We start from the raw sequence: 18,771 nt of genomic DNA, 5'->3' as shown, positions 1-18,771 counted from the left end.
CATTATCTAATAATGGTCACATGCCCTGAAATTGGTTTTTCGGAGCTGTTGAGATAAATGATGTAGTAATAAGTCGCCACTGGCAGGGACTCGCCATTGTATGTACCGTCCCAAGGTGTAGCATAGCCAGTCGAACTGAAAATCTGGTTACCCCAGCGGTTGAAGATCTCAATGCGGGCATCCGGATAGTTCTGGATATTCTCGATCTCCCACACATCGTTCACCCGGTCACCGTTTGGAGAGAAAGCGTTAGGCGCTGTGATCGCAGGTATAACCGTCACGGTCACTTCATCGGTTGCCGTACAGCCCTCTTCTGTAGTGATGGTTACCGTGTAGGTGGTTGTTACGTCTGGCCTGGCTACTGGATTAGACACATTGGCATTGCTCAGGCTTTCAGCAGGTTCCCACTGGTACGACACTCCGCCTGAAGCACGCAGTTCTGCAGGACGCCCCTGAATAATCTCAACATCCGGGCCGGCATCAGCCACAGGCTCTACCACAGTCACGTTTACTGCCGTGCGGGTAGCATTCGTACAGTTGTTATTGTTTCTGGCCTGTACATAAAAGGTGGTATTGCTACTAAGCTCAGGTGTAACGAAAGTAGCACCTACAAAAAGCGGTGAACCGCCAGTTGGAGCATCAAACCACTCGATTGTATTGCCGTTGGCATTGGCTACTGTCAGCGTAGCAGACCCACCCACGCAGGCCCGTGCATTTTGCACTGTCAGGATAGGCGCGTTTGGCAGAGGCAGCATCGATATCAGCACTGCTTCTGAAGGGTTCTCACAGCCCCCAGAAATAGCCACTCGGCGGAACCAGGTGTCACGGGTCAGCACAGGAGGAGAATAACCTGCCCCTGTATTCTGGCCTGGCGCAGGATTGAAACCTGCATTCGGTCCGCTGATGCTGCTTTCCCAACGGTAAGTAAAGCCGCCGGTGCCGCCAGAAGGAGTAGTGCCTGTCAAAGCCGCCGGCTGTGTACCTGAGCATATCTCCTGAGCAGCTGAAATGGAGTTGCCTGTTATGGCAGGCCGTATGCGTATCTCCACCACATTACTCTCGTTTGGCGTACACTGCCCGGATCGCACAACACGCTGTAAGTAAGTAGTTTGGGTAATAGCGCCCGGGGTATAGCTTTGCTGGTTGTTAGTACCAGGCGCCAGCACGAAACTTCCGGGATTACCCGTTCCACTAATTAACCATTCGTAGGTATAGTTGCCGCTGCCGCCAGAAGGCGCAGAACCGGTAATAGCACCTGGTGCGGCACCCGAACACTCGTCCTGGGTCGGCGCTGTGATCGTGTTATTGGCAAGGGCCGGGAAAACAGAAATCTTAATTGCTTCTGACACCACTGTACAACCGCCCGAAGTAACTGATCTCCTGTACCACGTATCCTGGCTTAGCGCGGAAGCAAAGGTATAGTTCTCGCCGGCATTGTTGCCTGCTGCAGCCACAAATCCTGTATTAGGACCGGTCGTGCTTTCCTCCCAAAGATAGATGTAAGGCTCCCCGCTACCTCCTGTTGGTCTTGATCCTACCAGTTGAGCAGGTACTTCACCACCGCATATCTCTTGGTTCGAACTGATGGTGTTGTTCTCTACACGCGGTACGGTTTGTATTTGTATTACATTACTGATGCTTGGCTCACAATCTCCCTGCCGAACGACACGTCGGAACCAGGTATTGGCGCTAATAGCCTCCGGACTGTAATTCTGATTATTATTGACTCCAGGCGCCGCCGTAAACCCATCATCCGGGCCAGTGGTACTTAGCTCCCAGGTATAGGTATAGTTGCTGTTACTGCCGCCTGTAGGCTCACTACCCTCTAACTCGGCAGGGCGGTCGCCCACGCAAATACCTTGGTCTTCGCTGATCGTGTTGTCGGCTATACCTGGCACTACATTTACCACTACCGTGGCGCGCGGGCTCACGCAATCACTCACATTAACGCCCTCCACATAGAAGTTGGTAGTAGATGTAAGCGGCGGGGTTGTGAACTGCGGGCCTGCAAAAATAGGGTCGCCGCCAGTTGGCTCCGTGTACCAGCGGTAGGTCAAGCCAGTGGATGGGCCCGAGGCTCGCAACACGGTAGTGCCACCAATACAGGCAGGAGCAGGCGCTTCGACCGTAGGGGGTGCGGTGAGCGGCGGAAGAATAACGATCTCTTGCTCTGTCGGGCCTTGGAAGTCTGAATTACCGCACTCGTTTGTGGCCACCACACGCACGCGATAAGTACCTACTTGGTCAAAGCGGAATGTTTGGTTAGCACCTGTTTCGTTTCTGGTGCTTCCATCGGGAGCAGTTATGGTCCAGGCCACGGAGAACTCGTTACCAAAGTTCCTGTCGAAATTCTGTTGCTCGGTGTAGGTAATTTCTACAGGCCCGCATGAAGGAGGAACTTCCTGCAGGAACGCCTGCGGGTAGCCCACCACCACTTGCTCTTCTGTTTCGTCGGTGCCGCAGGCATTCTCCACGATCAGCTTGATCATGTAAACACCATTATCAAAAAACTGCACTTTGAGGTCTTTCTGCTCCAGGCCGCCTTCTACAATTTCGTAAGGGCGCACCCCTGGCGGCGATGTAATCTCCCACTTGTAGGTCAGTCCGCCGCCAGTCGACTCTTTGGCCTCCTCAAACTCCGTCTCCTCTGTTTCCGTCATGGTCACATAAACAGGTCGGCAGCCTATACCCGGCTCTATTTCGGCAGGCTTGTCGGGGTCGTTTTTAGCGGGGCTAAAACCAGCTTTGGGCTTCTGCAGAAACTCAAACACCTCTTCATAGATAGTAGAACAGTTATTTGAGTTTACCGCCCTGATGCGGATGGTATAGGCCCCCAGCTCTTCGTACACAGGGCCCTCGATAGGAAAAGTGGTTACGCGTTGCTCTTCCTCGTCTTCGCCAAGCCCCCAGGTGATATAGTATTCCGTGATGTTGTTAAGTTGTGGCGACTGTGGATTCGACACTACGGCACGCACCTCAGCTTCAGCAGGGTCTTCGTCTTCCGGGAGGCACTGGGTAAACGTTTCACCGTCTTTATCCTTGCCTTCAATGGTATAGGAAACCTCCGCCTGCTGCTGCACCGATACTGCAGCCTGGCCCTGTGGAGACGGGCAACCACCCGTTCTGCTAATAGCGGTAACTCTTACTGTAAAAGGCGCTCCAGCGGTTCCAAAACTTTCATAGCTATGCGTTTCAGTCGCACTTCCCCTTGCGATTACATTGCCATCGCCAAAATCCCAGTCAAATGTATAGGCATCATCCGAAAGGTTCGTGACATTGAAAGTAAACTCCTGTCCTGAGCAAATAGGCCGATTAGGGTCAACTACAATTACAGGTTCAGGGGGTGTTGCTGATACCACAACCGGATTAGTGCGCAGCGGCGTAGCGTTGTCGCAGGCGCCTGCAGCCGGGGTGGCGATGGCGTAATAAGAACCGGGTTCGCTAACTGAAAGCGTATTGGCGTTGGGAGCGCCGCTTATTGGCTGGTCATCTTTGTACCATTGCCAGGTATCCACAGTAAATGCTGCATTAGCTGTAATGACTGCAGGCTGACTGCCAAGGCATACACTTACGTTATTATCGATCGTTGCAGTCGGAGAAGGGCAGTTGTCCACACTTCCAGAAGCCTGCTGGACTATAGCGAGGAGTAAGAGTAAAAACCAGGTAAAAGTCTTATACGAAGTGAACCGCATCAGGAAAGCTTTAAGGGTGAATTTGGGCTGCGCCTAAACTATAACGATATAACCTTTCATTATGATTTATCAGAGCATGGCTTTAAAGCAAATAGTGCTTAAATATAAGCAAAACAATTAAATAACAGCATATATACCCTAATCAGTGATTGATAAAGACACTTTCCAGAATTGCTGACAAACTAAACGTATTATTGTTTAGGCTTTATTTAGCTATTTCATCATAGTAGAAGATCCTTATTTACGGTGGCAGGTATAGTTCTGTTTAAATATAGTAGCAATAATATTTATCCGGAGCTTCTTCATCAGGATGTTTTGGCCTACCTGGTAGAGGAATTTAGAGAGAGCCTACCTTAGCCAACATAAGCTTTGCATATAAGTAGCAGGAAGGTGCAGGTATAGCGGTTTGTTTCTAAATTTGAACAAGTGCGTAACTTTAAGCATTAACTTATCCTGTTTTCTTCTAATCAGAACTATAAAATGGCGGAGCTACTCTTACAAGCTATCCGGGAAAAAGTAGCTGCAACTGATGAAGAGCTGCAGGTATGCAAAAGCTTTTTCACTCATAGAAAACTAGAGAAAAAACAGTTGCTGCTGCAGGAAGGGGATGTGTGCAATCAACTGGCGTATGTGGAACATGGTGCGCTGTATTCTTACTCGGTAGATGCCAAAGGAGCACAACGCGTGATACAGTTTGCTTTTAGCGGCTGGTGGATAGCAGACCTCTTCAGTTTTTTCACACAGGAGCCCACTGTACTCAACATAGAGGCCTTAGAAGATTCAGAGCTCCTACTGATTGACCGGGAGCGTCACCAGCAACTGCTCTCACAAGTCCCGAAATACGAAACCTATATCCGTCTGCTTTACCAAAATGCCTACATCGCCCTGCAGCGCCGCGTGGAGAGCACCATTGGCCTCAGTGCCGAAGAAAAGTACAGCCGCCTGCTTGAGCAATTTCCATCCATCTTGCAGCGCGTGCCACAACACCTTATCGCTTCTTACCTGGGTATTACTCCCGAAACCCTGAGCCGCATCCGCAGACAAATCGCCAGCTAAACCCAACAGTCTTTCTTATCAAATGTCAATGCACCACAGGACTCGGGCTGCTAACTTTGTAATATAAGGGGCAGGTATGCCTGCACCCTATACCCTAAAAAAACAGGCTGTTATGAAACGTGGACAGTTTATTAAAACACTTATTACAGGAGCAGTAGGCATGACCACATTATCGGCATTTAACAGATTCACAGATAACCTTAACGAGCAGGAAAGTTTGATGCCAGTCCTGTTTATGGGACATGGCTCACCTATGAATGGCATAGAAGACAATGCCTTCAGCCAGAAATGGAGACAATTGGCAAAAGATATCCCTGCGCCCAAGGCGGTGTTGGTGGTATCGGCGCACTGGCTGAGCAAAGGCACCCGCATCACGGCCATGGATTTCCCAAAGACCATCCACGACTTTGGCGGCTTTCCGCAGGAGCTCTTCGACGTGCAGTACAAAGCGCCTGGTAACCCGGAACTGGCCAGAGAGATAGCTTCCATCATCAAATCAACAGCGGTGGAACCGGACCACGATTGGGGCCTGGACCATGGCGCCTGGACCGTTATCCGGCACATGTACCCTGAAGCTAATATTCCGGTGTTGCAGCTAAGCATAGACTACACCAAAGGTCCCCAGTACCACTACGATCTGGCAAAGGAGCTGTATAGTCTGCGCAAAAAAGGTGTGCTGATCATGGGTAGCGGCAACATGGTGCATAACCTGGGGATGATAGCTTGGAACAGGCTCAACGAGGAGGAGTACGGTTACGACTGGGCTGTACAGATGAACACCACTTTTAAAGACCTGATCCGTAACGGCCATCACGATAAGCTGATCAGGTATGAGCAACTGGGAAAAGAAGCGATGCTCTCTATCCCAACTCCGGAACATTACTGGCCGCTGCTGTATACCTTAGGGCTGAAAGGCAGCAAAGACGATGTCTCGTTCTTCAACGACAAAGTAGTAGGCGGTTCCCTTACCATGACATCGGTGCTGATCGGATAACCGGCAGCCTGAGAAACAAAGAAGCCTGATTTAAAAATGGGTCAGGCTTTCAGTAGAACGGAAAATCACAGGAATTTTAACATTGTAAATAACGATTTCAATGCTGTGATTAGCTTTACCATTCTACACAGGCGGTAGATTTTAAACCGTTGGCAGAAGGTGATGCCATAGTTAACGCCTATTTTATAGCTAAACTTTTATCACTACAGCATCTTCGCTCTTTTTACCTTATTTCGTAATGGAGTTGCTCGAATAATAGCTTGCCATTATTCGGTAAGAGGCACCTACCTATTGTATGCTAAATCTGAAAGGAGCGAAGTATTCTGTCTTCACTGCTTCACCATCAACCACGCCAGCAGTCCATTTCGGCATCTTTTTCACCACCCGTAAGGCTTCCTTGTCAAGGTCTGGGCTGACGCTTTTATCAATCTCAATTTTCGTCAGGTCTCCGCTTTTGTTCACGACGAATTTAACTACCACCAATCCTGTCACTCCCTGTTTCCTTGCTCTTGGCGGGTACTTTGTCTCCGTGGCAATGAACTGAACCATTCTGTTTATGCCACCTGGGAACTCTGGGAGGATCTGATAAGCATAGTAGAGTGACTCTGTGCCATCAGAGTTTAGGCATTTGCCTTCTACAAGCTTTCCGTTGTCAAATGTGTCGTCGCGCTTTAGGGCACCGCTGTCCCAGAAAGTAAGTACCTTCCCGTGCAGTTTACCGTCTAGATAGTTAACGCCCTTGCGCAATTGCCCGCTCTCATAGAACTCCCTTAGCTTACCCTTAAGCACCCTGTACCTGTAATTTGAGTAGTGCCTTTCTAACTTCAGCTGACCTGAAATGAAGTAGGTTTTGACCAAGGCCTCCGATGTGTCGGCGGCTTCTATCTGAGCCACTTCAAAGAAGCGTGCTTGGGCTGGCGAATTTACTATTTCCCAGTCGTGATTGTAGTAAGTGGTATCCTGCCCAAAAGCAAGCGAAGCCATAAGACAGAGAGCAACGGTAAAGAGTCTTCTCATTCTAATTAAGTTTGTCAATGTCGAGCAATACCCAAGACAAGGGCACCCGATGTTACGGCAGTAAATCTACAAACTAGTTACATTTAATGATAGCTACCTTTAATCTGCTGCGATATTAAAATTAAAAATGGTGGAAAAGGCTTAATAATACATCCTCCATTCGTCATGATGGATCAAGGAGAAAACGTCGATAATCCCAAACTACTCTTTCTCAAAGCTAAACTCGATATAAACGTACCTGATATCCGGCAAAACAACTGCTTCACTGGGCTTAACTATTTACTGCAGGTATAGGCTAGCTCCTCTACTGCGCGACTACTGCCTAAAACCATTTTGTATGTTTTGACGGGAAGACCTTCCGCATTGTACTCGTACTCCTTCACATAAGAACGATCGTCACTTAAGTTCTGGTGGGCATCCCAGAGTGTAAGCCTTGCTATATTATGTGGAGTATATATCTCTGGAAATCCCGTTGAAAAGTTATCAATTATCATTTGCAAACTAGGAGACAACTGGTAGAATGGGTTTATTCCCTCATCAAGCTCTATTTCAGCTGTTGGGTAAGAGTGGCCAGGTGAAGTCACCTTTATCCTGTTGCCGCCCAGATATTCATATTCAGAAGTATGCAAGCCATAATTCACACTTTGGAGCTGGCCTGTAGACGAGTACTTATATTCGTGGCTTTGGAGATGTGTTATATACCCTTCGAAATTTGATCCGTTCCATCTTTTATAGACGTTCCGTTTTACTAACTGGCGTGAAGCGTTATATTCATAGGTAAAATAGTCGATCAGATTGCCATCACGACCATATCTGGCATACTTTACAGGGTTTCCCTTCTCGTCATATTCAAGCTTATAGCTCTCTGTCATGAGCGGAGATACTGAAGCCGACCTTTTTACCTCGACTAACCTGCTCTGCCTATCATAAAGGTACTCGTATTTAATATCACCGAACATGATCTCCCTCAGCAGGCACCCCTCAAATGAAGGGGCAGTATCTTTTTTGTCACAGGCCAATAGAGCGAATACAAGATAGAGCAGGGCAAAACTTTTTTTCATTACAGAATTGAGTTCTATTGTCAGAAACTTGAGCAGAGGGAGGGCCTCCTGCTCTGTTCACTAGCAGTATGCAAGGCTTTTAATTTTATGAAAGTACTTTTTCCTAATATGCATCACAAATTCTACCTGCATTGTTGCTAAATATTTGTGTCCGGCATTATTTTAAGCTCAAGCAGCACGAGCTACTAGAGACATGTTTTTGCAGACACATTACTGGCATAGCTCCAGTTCATCAATTGCTTTGTATACCCGCTACAAACTTCTTCACACCTACCTGGCATAATATAGTGTTCAATATCAGAGATCTTCGTTTCTGATATTGAACAGGGAGTACTGTAGCATGAAAGGCTATTCCTGCTATGTGACTAATCTTGTGTATGCATTGCTATTTCTCTGAATCCCACTCTTAAATTTTGGTATCTACCGTCTTGGCTTTTAAAGTAATGTAGCCAAGGATATTCACGCTTGTTTGGGTCATCTTTAAGTGGGGCACGCCTGAAGTTACTTTTAGTGCTATGCACTACCAATGCGAAGGCGAATTGTTTTTCCTTGTCTTTATAGGCTTCCAATAGTTTTCTTGAAGCCTTGAAAAGGATGTTATTGATATGGCTTTTAGAAAGCTTCTTTGCTTGTAAATACTTGCACTGGATGAAGGTGATCGTGTTTCCCTTCTCAGCTATCAAATCTATGCCACTGTCTGTATATCCGTTAAACCCGTTGTGGGTAACATTGAAGCCTTCACTTTCTAGAGTTTGCCCCACAAACTTTTCATAGATATAACCCCATTCGTTGCCTTTGATTTTATCAAAGGGATAAATAAGCTGACCTTCTGCTATTTCAAGCTGTTTCAGACTAGGATTTATTTTTAAGTCACCTGCTTTAAGACATTCAATTATCAACATGGCTATTTAAACTTGAGGTGTATCCTGCTGCAGGGGCACAGCAGTTAATCTACATGAAGTGGCAACAACCATAATTTACAATTAAATCTTTATTTATACAAAACCAACTATATATGCTATGAAGTAAATTAGCTGAGAAATAGTCTATCAGATTTAACCTGCTTTTTTCAGACTGGCTCCAAGCGGATACATCACATGGTTTTCCGCCAGATTTTAAATTTAAATTTGAGAAAACGCACCAATGTATGCTTTACCCTTTAACTATGATGCAAATTGGCAGCACAATGGCCTACCCAGCTTATCAAAACATGAAGAAACCTTCATATAAACCTGACACAAGCTGACTTAAATCTGAAGCTTTTGGCGATATAAATGTGAGCAGGAGCAAACTATTTTGCTGTAAATACAGACTGACAGGAGAACTGAATAGCTTTTATTTCACGCAAAGCGTGCTTAACTTTAATGCAGCGTACTACAGTTGGAAGTGAAATTGGTCACCTGTAAAGCAATAAAGGCTCGTAAGTTATTCACCTACAAGCCTTTATCTTAATCTTGGGTAGCGGGAACAGGACTCGAACCTGTGACCTTTGGGTTATGAGCCCAACGAGCTACCAACTGCTCCATCCCGCACTGTTATTGTGTTACAAAAGTAGTATAAACATACTTACAATGCAAGCATAGGTTACTAAAAACCTCAAAAAAAAAAAGCACCTCCTTAGAATTTGCTTGTGATTCCGAAGTGTATCTTCGAGGCTCTCAGTGACATAGGCTGCTGCTCCGATTTTCCGACAGAATACACTAATTGAAAAATACCCGCGCCGGTGCTGAAGCTTATACCGCCGCCAACACCCAACGGCAGACCTTCGGCCTTCGACTGTTCCAGGTCGCTGCGGTAGTAGCCCTGGTCGTAGAAGAGCAGCACGTAGGAGTCTTCGGCCGTGAACAGGCGGTACTCCAGCGTGCCGATGCCATAGGTGGAAGCAAAGAAGAAATACTCGTCAAAGCCCCGCAAAGAAGACAGTCCACCTATGCGGTACATGTCGTTGAGAAAGATCTGGTCGTTAAGGAGTGCCTCACCACGCAACCTGGCCAAGAGGGCGCTGTTTTTGCCCACCCTGAAGAAATTCTCCAGACGCACACCCAGGCTGAGCTGTGTGGTATTTACCTCCAGGGTATCGTAAAACTCTTTCTCCAGACTTAGGTTGCGCAACAGCTTTTTGCGTCCTGCTGCCAGTTGCAGCTCTACCAAGCGACCTTTGCGCGGGAAGTAAAAGTCGTCGAGGTTGTTCCAGAGGTAGTTCAGGCCATAGGTGTTGGTACGCGCATCAGCCAGATCAAGCGCACGCAGGCTTTGCGGGCTGGCAGTGGAGAGGATGCGGGAATTGCGCCACTCCGTAAACACACTGAAGCGCCCATACCGCATGGTGTTGTAAGCCAGCTGCACCCGCGGCTGTATGGTGATAAAGCTGGAATCCTGCTTGAGCAGCCCGAAGCGGGTGCCTAGCTCAAAGGGAGTTCCAAAAAGATTAGGGTGCAGGTACTCGCCGTTCAGGATCACAGAACCTTTGTTAACCCGACGCCACTGCAGGCCCAGCTGCTTACCGCTGCCTTTGATATTGCGAATGTTCATGTTGGCCTCGCCCGTGATAAGCAGTTTGTTGCCCGAGCGACTCGGGTCGGGCAGGAAGCCGACCACACCGTCTATTTGGTTTGTCTGGCGGTCTTCCAGGAAATAAACCACCCGCGCCTTGTCCCGATAAAACTGCACCTGCGGGGGACGCACCACCTTCAGGTAGGGCAGGGTGGTGAGCATCCGCTGCGAAGCCTCCACCTGATCCTGGTTATAGGGCTGATCCGGGTATAGCTGCAGGTAGCGCATCAGAAACTTAGGCTGCGTTTTGCTACCCCCCATTACCTGAAGGGAGTCATAAGTGACGATAAATGCCTTCTCAACCATCAGGGCAGCTCTTATCTTGTTATCTACAATCTGGATGGAATCGAGCCAGACAGAAGCGAAGGGGTAGCCATTACGCTCGGCGTAGTCGAGGATACGCTGCTGCAGCCGGGCATACTCAGCCGGCTTAAAGGGTGTGTTGCGGTAAAACTTCTCCCGGAAGCCAGACTCCACCAGTATACCTTCGCTCAGGTTGCCGTTGCGCAGTTCGGCCCAGTCGAAGCGGTTGCCGATGTGCAGTTTCACGTGGAGCGTGTCGCCGCGTTTGTACGAGCTGTCAGCCGAGGCCAGCAGGTAAGCATCCTGATGCAGCCGGTGCACCAGTGCCGTGACTTCTTTGCGGGCTTCTACGGTATCGGTGTGCTGGGTGCGGAAGTTATACTGCCGCAGTACAGACCGCTCTGCACCTGTCGTGTATATCTTTAACGCTGCTTTTGTCTGGTTTACCAACTTAGGCGTTGGTGGCTGTACCTGCTGCTGTGGCACAGGCGGCTTGTCCTGCGCCTGCGCCAACAGGGGCAGCCAAAGGAATAAGCACCAGACTAAGACAGCGATTTTGTACATTTGTACGCTAAGTGGTTGAATTGTTTAAGGGCTAAATTGTTTCTCTATTAACAAGAAGCATTGGCTCAATGGCATGTCTGCAAAGGTATGACTGCCTGAACGGATTATCGCCTGCTATTTTTATCTATTGCACGAACTGAACAGTAATTTAACCATCAACAATTTAACAATTAAAAAATTGTCCGGCATCTACCTTCATATACCTTTCTGCAAGCAAGCCTGCCACTACTGTGACTTCCACTTCAGCACCTCCATGGGGCACAAGGAGGTCACCATACAAGCCATTGCCCGGGAACTGGAGCTGCGTCGAGAGTATCTGCAGGGACAAGAGGTCGGCACGATCTACTTCGGAGGCGGTACGCCCTCGTTGCTCACCCAGAAAGAGCTGCAACTTCTACTGCAAACCATCAAAGACTTGTTTATAGTTTCGGAGGAGGCAGAAATAACGCTTGAGGCCAATCCGGATGACCTTTCGCCAGAGAAGCTGCGGGAGCTGAAAGGGGCAGGTATAAACCGCCTGAGCATTGGGCTGCAGTCCTTTCACGAACCGCACCTGCGCATGATGAACCGCGCCCACAATGCAACTGAGAGCCTGCAGTGCGTGAAAGACGCCCAGGCCGCCGGCTTCGACAATATTACCGTGGACCTGATCTACGGTATACCTGCGCCGGACCACAGCATCTGGCTAGAGGACCTGAAAACGCTCTTCTCGCTTAATGTGCAGCATGTTTCCTGCTATGCCCTCACCATTGAGCCCGACACGGCTTTGGGGCGCTGGAGCAAGAAGGGGACCTTTAAACCGTCGGAAGACGAGTTTACGGCGGAGCAGTTTGAGATCCTGCTCGAGCAGATGAAGGCGCAGGGCTATGTGCAGTACGAGGTGTCTAACTTCAGCAAGCCTGGCTGCGAATCGCGGCATAACAGCAACTATTGGCGTGGGGTGCATTACCTGGGGGTGGGGCCGAGTGCGCATTCCTTCAACGGGCATAGCCGGCAGTACAATGTGGCCAACAACCGCAAGTATACCGCTGCCATAAGCGAAGGCACTATACCTGCCGAAGTAGAAGAGCTTACCTTGGCAGACCAGGCCAACGACTTCCTGCTCACCACACTCCGCACCATCTGGGGCTGCGACCTGAAAGTGATGCGAGACAGGTATGGCTATGACCTGCAGTCACAACACCAGCTATACCTACAGCAGCTTCACAATAAAGGCCTGGCCAGGATCGAAGCTGATGTGCTATACCTAACCGATCAGGGCAAGCTGCTTACCGACCAGGTCACACTGGACCTGATGGTGGAATAGCTTTCGCAGTTTATTTCAGATTTATTCGTAGATTTGATATCAGGCGGATATAGCCCCGCGCCACACCACCATGCAGCTACTGGAAACACTTTACTTGAATGACATCAGCCGAATCGCAGCAGACCGCAAGCACGGCATTCTGGCAAATACCTGGCTGCGCCCTGTGGAGCACAATGAGATGCTTCAAACAGCAGAAAGGATAAGCCAGCTGCTGCAGGAATCCAGGACTGACAAGCTGCTCCTGAACGCCATGGCCATAGGCAAGCTACTGCCCCACACCAAAGAATGGCTATCCACGACTTATTACAAGTCGCTTTCGGACCTGGGCCTGAAAAAACTGGCCCGTGTGCTGCCCGAGAATGTGTTTAACAGACTTTCGTTTGAGGCTGTTATAACAAGGGCTGAAGCCTTGGGCTGCGTGAACTACGAAGTCAGAAACTTTACCAGCGACGAAGCTGCCTTGCGGTGGCTTCGGGATTAAAAGCCTTAGCTCCATGGAAGCCTCCATCACATACCGCGATCAACCTTTTACTTTTGATCCGCTGCAGCCGCTCGACATTTCGATGCCCCTGCACGACCGTCAGCCGCAACCAGAGTGCTTTTGGGCTGAGCCGGTGGCTTTTGATGTGATCCGGGTCGGAAATTTTGTGGGAAGCGTGGCAGAAGGAGGCAGCACCAATTACAAGCGCATACATGTAACACCACACGGCAACGGCACCCACACCGAGTGCTATGGCCACATATCTGCTGATGAAAACGCCACCATCTACAACTGCCTGAAGCGCTTCCTGTTTGTGGCGCAGCTGATTACGGTGCAGCCGCAAAAGCAGGAGAACGGCGATGAAGTGGTAATGCTCGAAGATGTAAAAGCCAAATTGCAAGGTATAAAGTGCGAAGCACTCATCATTCGTACCCTGCCTAACTCCGATGAGAAGCTCACCCGCCACTACTCCGGTACCAATCCGCCTTACCTGGAGCACAACATCGGACAATATCTCGCTGAAAGAGGTATACAGCACCTGCTCCTCGACCTGCCCTCCGTAGACCGGGAGTTGGATGAAGGCAAACTGCTCTGCCACCATGCTTTCTGGCAGTACCCAAAGAACACCCGCTGCGGCGCTACGATCACCGAACTGATCTATGTACCGGATCAGGTAGACGATGGGCTATACCTGCTCAATCTGCAAATCGCCAGTCTGCAACTCGACGCCAGCCCCAGCAAGCCAGTGCTGTATAAGCTGTCGCCTGTTTTCCCGACTTTGTAGGGTATAGCTATACCTTGTCAAACCTCGCGGTGTGCGCAGCTCCTGCGAGTTTCTACTGCCAAATGCCACTGTTAAACATAAACAAGATGGCTGTTACTTGAGACACTCGTGAGTCTGAAGACACTACGAGGTCATGTGACAGGTATAGCAAAACCCGAAAAAAAAGCTGGAGCCAAAAGCCCCAGCCTTAAGGTTAGGTTTAGTTTGGTTGAGGTTTCTCTAAAATAAGGCTTCAGCTACTTTCCGCACCGACTCCGATTTGCCCATGGAGTAGTAGTGCAGACAAGGCACGCCAAACTTCATCAGCTCCTTCGATTGCTGTATCGCCCACTCCACTCCTACCTGTGCCGCGGCCTTATTGTCCGGACAGGCCTCGATGGCATCGGCTAGTGCGCAAGGGATCTCGATGTGAAACAGGCTCGGCAACAGTGTCAGCTGTGTCCTGGTGGTCATCGGTTTCAGGCCCGGAATGATCGGCACATTTATACCTTCTTCTCGGCAGCGCTTCACAAAGTCGAAATACTTCTGGTTATCGAAGAACATTTGCGTCACAATGTACTCTGCCCCCAGCTCCACTTTCTTTTTAAGCCAGCGCAAGTCTGAAGTAATATTAGGTGCCTCGAAGTGCTTCTCCGGATAGCCCGCCACGCCAATGCAAAAATCAGTGCCATTGTGGTATGCCTGCTCCTCATCCAGGTAACAGCCCTTGTTCATGTTCACGACCTGCCCAATCAGCTCTGTTGCATAGGTGTGTCCATCAGGTTCCGGTATAAAGCGCTGCTCACTCTTCACACAGTCGCCGCGAAGCACCAGCACATTGTCTATACCTAAGAAGTGCAGGTCAATCAGGGCATTTTCTGTTTCCTCCTTGCTGAAGCCACCGCAGATCAGATGCGGCACCGTGTCTACCTTGTAGTGGTTCTGGATGGCCGCACAAATACCTACCGTCCCCGGTCGCTTGCGCGTGCTGCGCTTCTCTAACAGCCCATTTTCCCGCTGCTTGTACACATACTCTTCGCGGTGATAGGTCACGTCGATGAAGGGGGGCTTAAACTCCATCAGCGGGTCGATGTGGCTGAAGAGTGTTTTCATGTTCTCGCCCTTGAGCGGCGGCAAGATCTCAAAGGTGAACAGCGTCTTGCCATTGGCGTTCTGGAAGTGCTTGGTTACTTTCAATTTATGTTGATGGTTAAATTGCTGTATTTTAAAATTGCTGGCTGACTAGACTGCCTGTTGCGCCATGACCTTTGGCTCGTAGTTCAGGTTTGGTGAGAGCCAGCGTTCCAACTCCTCTTTGGCCATCCCTTTGCGCTGGGCAAGATCAGCTACCTGGTCTTCGCCTATTTTGCCGAGACCAAAGTAGCGTGATTCCGGATGGGAGAAGTACAGACCGCTCACTGAAGATGCGGGATGCATGGCCAGGTTCTCTGTCAGGATTACACCAGTCTCCTCTGCCTTCAGCAAGTTGAACAGCGTGATCTTTTCGGTATGATCAGGGCAACCGGGGTAGCCAGGGGCCGGGCGTATACCTTTGTATTGCTCTTTGATCAGGCCCTCGTTATCCAATTGCTCTTCCGGTGAGTAGCCCCACAGCTCTTTGCGCACCTGTTCGTGCATGTGCTCAGCAAAAGCCTCAGCCAGACGGTCAGCCAGCGCCTTGACCATGATAGACTTATAATCGTCATGCTCCGCCTCGTACTGCTCCAGGAGCTTCTCGATGCCAAAACCCGCTGACACCACAAAGCCACCGATGTAGTCGGCTATACCTGTTTCTTTCGGTGCTAAGAAATCAGAGAAGGCCAGGTTCGGCACGTTCGCTCCTTTCTTGCCCTGCTGGCGCAAGGTGTGGAATTCGGTGAGCACGTTTTCACGTGAATCATCCGCGTATACCTCAATCGTGTCGTCAGCCTCCACGTTGGCCGGGTAGAAACCTACTACGGCGCGGGCTTCGAGCAATTGCTTGTCCACGATCTCCTGCAACATGGACTGTGCGTCGGCAAACAGCCTGGTCGCTTCCGCTCCCAGCTCCGGATCGTTCAGAATTTTCGGGTACTGCCGCTTGAGTTCCCAGGTATGGAAGAATGGCGTCCAATCGATGTACGGGATGATCTCCTGCAGCGGGTAGTTGGTGTATACCTTGTTGCCGATGAAGCTTGGCTTCGTTACTTCTGTCGCTGCCCAGTCTATCTGGTACTTGTTGGCGCGGGCCTCGGCTATACTGGCAAAAGCACGGTCTTTGGTGCGGTTCAGGTGGTCCTCACGCAACTTCTCGTACTCCGCTTTGATTTCAGCAATGTAGCTATCGCGGTTGCTGCTCAAGAGGTTGCTCACCACCGTTACGCTGCGGGAGGCGTCGTGCACGTGCACGACAGGGCCGCTGTACTGCGGCGCGATCTTTACAGCGGTATGTACACGGGAAGTAGTCGCGCCACCGATCAGCAACGGAATCCTCATGCCGCGACGCTCCATTTCCTGCGCGATATACACCATTTCATCTAAAGATGGTGTAATTAGCCCGCTCAGGCCAATAATATCAACCTGCTGCGCTTCTGCTTCTGATAATATTTTATCCAGTTGCACCATCACACCAAGATCAATCACTTCGTAGTTGTTGCAGGCCAGCACCACACCCACAATATTTTTACCGATGTCGTGCACGTCACCTTTGACCGTGGCCATCAGGATAGTGCCCGCCGTTGACTTGGATGTGTCAGATGCCAGCTTCTCCTGCTCCATGAATGGCAGCAGATAGGCCACAGACTTCTTCATGACGCGAGCGCTCTTCACCACCTGCGGCAGGAACATCTTACCGGCTCCGAACAGGTCACCCACCACCTGCATACCTGCCATCAGCGGCCCTTCGATCACATCCAGTGTTTTGGTAGCTTTCTGGCGAGCCTCTTCGGTGTCTTCTTCAATATAATCGACGATGCCTTTTACCAGTGCATGTTTGAGGCGCTCTTCTACCGAAGCTTCACGCCAGGCATTGTCAGCGGCAGTTGCCGTTTTGCCTTTGCCCTTGATGGTTTCGGCATAGTTCACGAGCTTCTCGGTGGCATCCGGATGGCGATTGAAAATGACATCTTCAATCAGGTTGCGCAGTTCGAGCGGTACCTCTTCGTAAATTCCCAGCATACCGGCGTTCACGATGCCCATGTCCATACCTGCCTGCACCGCGTGGTACAGGAATATCGTATGCATGGCCTCGCGCACCAGGTCGTTACCCCTGAAAGAGAAGGACAAATTGCTCACGCCGCCGCTCACCTGCGCATGCGGCAGGTTGGCCTTGATCCACTTTACCGCCTCGATGTAGTCAACAGCATAGTTATTATGCTCTTCTATACCTGTGGCAATCGCGAGTATGTTCGGATCGAAAATGATATCCTGCGGCGGGAAGCCTACTTCGTCTACCAGGATGCGGTAAGAGCGCTCGCATATCTCGATGCGTCTAGGCAAAGTGTCAGCCTGGCCCTGCTCGTCAAATGCCATCACCACCACGGCCGCTCCGTACTGGCGCACTTTGCGGGCGAGTTTTTTAAAGGCCTCTTCGCCTTCTTTCAAGGAGATCGAGTTGACGATTGATTTGCCCTGCACACATTTCAAGCCTGCCTCGATCACGCTCCACTTGGAAGAGTCGATCATGATAGGCAGTTTTGCAATGTCGGGCTCGGAGGCGATCAGGTGGAGGAAGTCTGTCATGGCCTGCTCCGAGTCGAGCATACCTTCGTCCATGTTCACATCGATGATCTGGGCACCGCCTTCTACCTGCTGTCGGGCAACCGAAAGGGCTTCTTCAAACTTGCCATCGACAATCAGGCGTGAGAATTTCTTGGAGCCGGTTACATTGGTGCGTTCGCCGACATTCACAAAAAGGGTATCAGAGGTGATGGTGAGGGGCTCAAGGCCGCTGTAGCGGGGAAGAGGTGCTACGGGAGTGGGAACGTGCGGTTTATACCTGCGCACCAGGTCTGCGATTACTTTGGTGTGTACTGGCGTCGTGCCACAACAACCACCGAGCACATTCACCAGTCCCTCCTTCAGATACTCCTCCACAATGGCACCCATCTGCTCGGCTGTCTCGTCGTAACCGCCAAAGGCATTCGGCAGACCGGCATTCGGGTAGGCGCTGATGTAACAGTTGGAGATGCGTGACAGCTCCTGGATGTGCGTCTTCAGTTGTCGGGCGCCCAGCGCACAGTTAAAGCCCACGCTCAGGATAGGCGCATGCGATATCGAGTTCCAGAAAGCTTCCACTGTCTGCCCGGACAAGGTACGGCCGCTGGCGTCCGTGATCGTACCGGACACCATAATCGGCAGTTCTTTGCCACCGTCGTTTACATATTGCTGTATCGCAAAAAGGGCTGCTTTACAGTTGAGGGTATCAAACACAGTTTCCACCAATAGCAGATCAGCACCGCCTTCTACGAGACCACGCACCTGCTCGTAATAAGCCTCCACTAATTGGTCGAAGGTGATGGCGCGAAAACCTGGGTTGTTCACATCCGGGGAGAGCGAGGCCGTACGGTTGGTCGGGCCGATGGCGCCTGCTACGAAGCGCTTGTGCGCCGGGTCTTTAGCCTCGGCTTCGTCCGCTGCCTCACGTGCTATCCTTGCCGACTCGTAGTTAAGTTCATAAACTATGTGCTCCAGCTTATAATCCGCCATCGCAATGGTGGTACCGCTAAAGGTGTTGGTCTCGATGATGTCGGCGCCAGCTTCGAGGTACTCGGTATGAATGGCTTTGATTATATCCGGCCGGGTAATGGAGAGCAGGTCATTGTTGCCTTTCAGGTCGGATGGGTGATCCTTGAAACGCTCGCCACGGAAATCGGCTTCGGAGAGCTGGTAGCGCTGGATCATGGTGCCCATGGCGCCGTCGAGCACGAGTACGCGCTCCTGCAGCAAGGTATGGATCGGATGGTGTGATGTGGTCATGGTTGGTGTTCCCCCTCTTGGTTAA

12 protein-coding genes and 1 tRNA gene are annotated in these 18,771 nt (G+C 50.2%); 5 read left to right on the top strand and 8 right to left on the bottom strand.

Translation table 11 applies throughout. The features are described from left to right. Window positions 1-2 precede the first annotated feature (2 nt). Complete coding sequence (locus tag AC5FXQ_RS08500; RefSeq protein ID WP_493602041.1) at window positions 3-3,515, bottom strand: DUF8696 domain-containing protein; 3,513 nt, start codon at window positions 3,513-3,515, stop codon at window positions 3-5. A 657-nt stretch (window positions 3,516-4,172) separates the two neighbouring features. Here AC5FXQ_RS08500 and AC5FXQ_RS08495 point away from each other — a divergent pair. Both AC5FXQ_RS08495 and ygiD read left to right on the top strand, forming a co-directional pair. Next, on the top strand, window positions 4,173-4,748 hold the full coding sequence (locus AC5FXQ_RS08495; RefSeq protein ID WP_493602040.1) for a Crp/Fnr family transcriptional regulator: 576 nt from the start codon (window positions 4,173-4,175) through the stop codon (window positions 4,746-4,748). Between the two features lie 160 nt (window positions 4,749-4,908). Beyond that, window positions 4,909-5,742: a 4,5-DOPA-extradiol-dioxygenase gene (ygiD, locus tag AC5FXQ_RS08490; protein ID WP_493602178.1), complete on the top strand. Its 834-nt coding sequence runs from the start codon at window positions 4,909-4,911 to the stop codon at window positions 5,740-5,742. 288 nt (window positions 5,743-6,030) lie between these two features. On the opposite strand, the gene AC5FXQ_RS08485 is transcribed toward ygiD, so the two are convergent. The 5 genes from AC5FXQ_RS08485 to AC5FXQ_RS08465 form a co-directional block, all read right to left on the bottom strand. Then, a complete protein-coding gene (locus AC5FXQ_RS08485; RefSeq protein WP_493602039.1) occupies window positions 6,031-6,759 on the bottom strand; it encodes a TonB family protein in 729 nt (242 codons plus the stop codon). A gap of 275 nt (window positions 6,760-7,034) precedes the next feature. Continuing rightward, window positions 7,035-7,820, bottom strand: a complete 786-nt coding sequence (locus AC5FXQ_RS08480) for a hypothetical protein (protein ID WP_493602038.1) — start codon at window positions 7,818-7,820, stop codon at window positions 7,035-7,037. Between the two features lie 365 nt (window positions 7,821-8,185). Further along, window positions 8,186-8,722, bottom strand: coding sequence for a restriction endonuclease (locus AC5FXQ_RS08475; protein ID WP_493602037.1), 537 nt, complete (start codon window positions 8,720-8,722; stop codon window positions 8,186-8,188). Window positions 8,723-9,275: 553 nt separating this feature from the next. Next, window positions 9,276-9,352: transfer RNA gene (locus tag AC5FXQ_RS08470), tRNA-Met, on the bottom strand. An 85-nt stretch (window positions 9,353-9,437) separates the two neighbouring features. After that, entirely contained in the window at window positions 9,438-11,240 is a 1,803-nt protein-coding gene (locus AC5FXQ_RS08465) for a BamA/TamA family outer membrane protein (protein ID WP_493602036.1), read from the bottom strand. A 178-nt stretch (window positions 11,241-11,418) separates the two neighbouring features. On the opposite strand from AC5FXQ_RS08465, the gene hemW reads away from it, so the two are divergent. The 3 genes from hemW to AC5FXQ_RS08450 all read left to right on the top strand — a co-directional run bounded on the left by hemW (window position 11,419) and on the right by AC5FXQ_RS08450 (window position 13,811). Beyond that, window positions 11,419-12,546 carry a radical SAM family heme chaperone HemW gene (hemW, locus tag AC5FXQ_RS08460; RefSeq protein ID WP_493602035.1) on the top strand — a complete coding sequence of 376 codons (1,128 nt, stop codon included), beginning with the start codon at window positions 11,419-11,421 and terminating at the stop codon, window positions 12,544-12,546. Window positions 12,547-12,616: 70 nt separating this feature from the next. Continuing rightward, window positions 12,617-13,027: a hypothetical protein gene (locus AC5FXQ_RS08455; RefSeq protein ID WP_493602034.1), complete on the top strand. Its 411-nt coding sequence runs from the start codon at window positions 12,617-12,619 to the stop codon at window positions 13,025-13,027. A gap of 13 nt (window positions 13,028-13,040) precedes the next feature. Further along, on the top strand, window positions 13,041-13,811 hold the full coding sequence (locus AC5FXQ_RS08450) for a cyclase family protein (protein WP_493602033.1): 771 nt from the start codon (window positions 13,041-13,043) through the stop codon (window positions 13,809-13,811). A 219-nt stretch (window positions 13,812-14,030) separates the two neighbouring features. On the opposite strand, the gene metF is transcribed toward AC5FXQ_RS08450, so the two are convergent. Together metF and metH are read right to left on the bottom strand one after the other, a co-directional pair. Next, complete coding sequence (gene metF, locus AC5FXQ_RS08445; RefSeq protein WP_493602032.1) at window positions 14,031-14,987, bottom strand: methylenetetrahydrofolate reductase [NAD(P)H]; 957 nt, start codon at window positions 14,985-14,987, stop codon at window positions 14,031-14,033. Window positions 14,988-15,032: 45 nt separating this feature from the next. Next, on the bottom strand, window positions 15,033-18,746 hold the full coding sequence (gene metH / locus AC5FXQ_RS08440) for a methionine synthase (protein WP_493602031.1): 3,714 nt from the start codon (window positions 18,744-18,746) through the stop codon (window positions 15,033-15,035). Window positions 18,747-18,771 lie beyond the last annotated feature (25 nt).

Source organism: Pontibacter sp. LHS1 (assembly GCF_058932855.1).
Note: the sequence above shows the minus strand (reverse complement) of the source record. Positions and strands in the feature narration are given on the sequence as shown.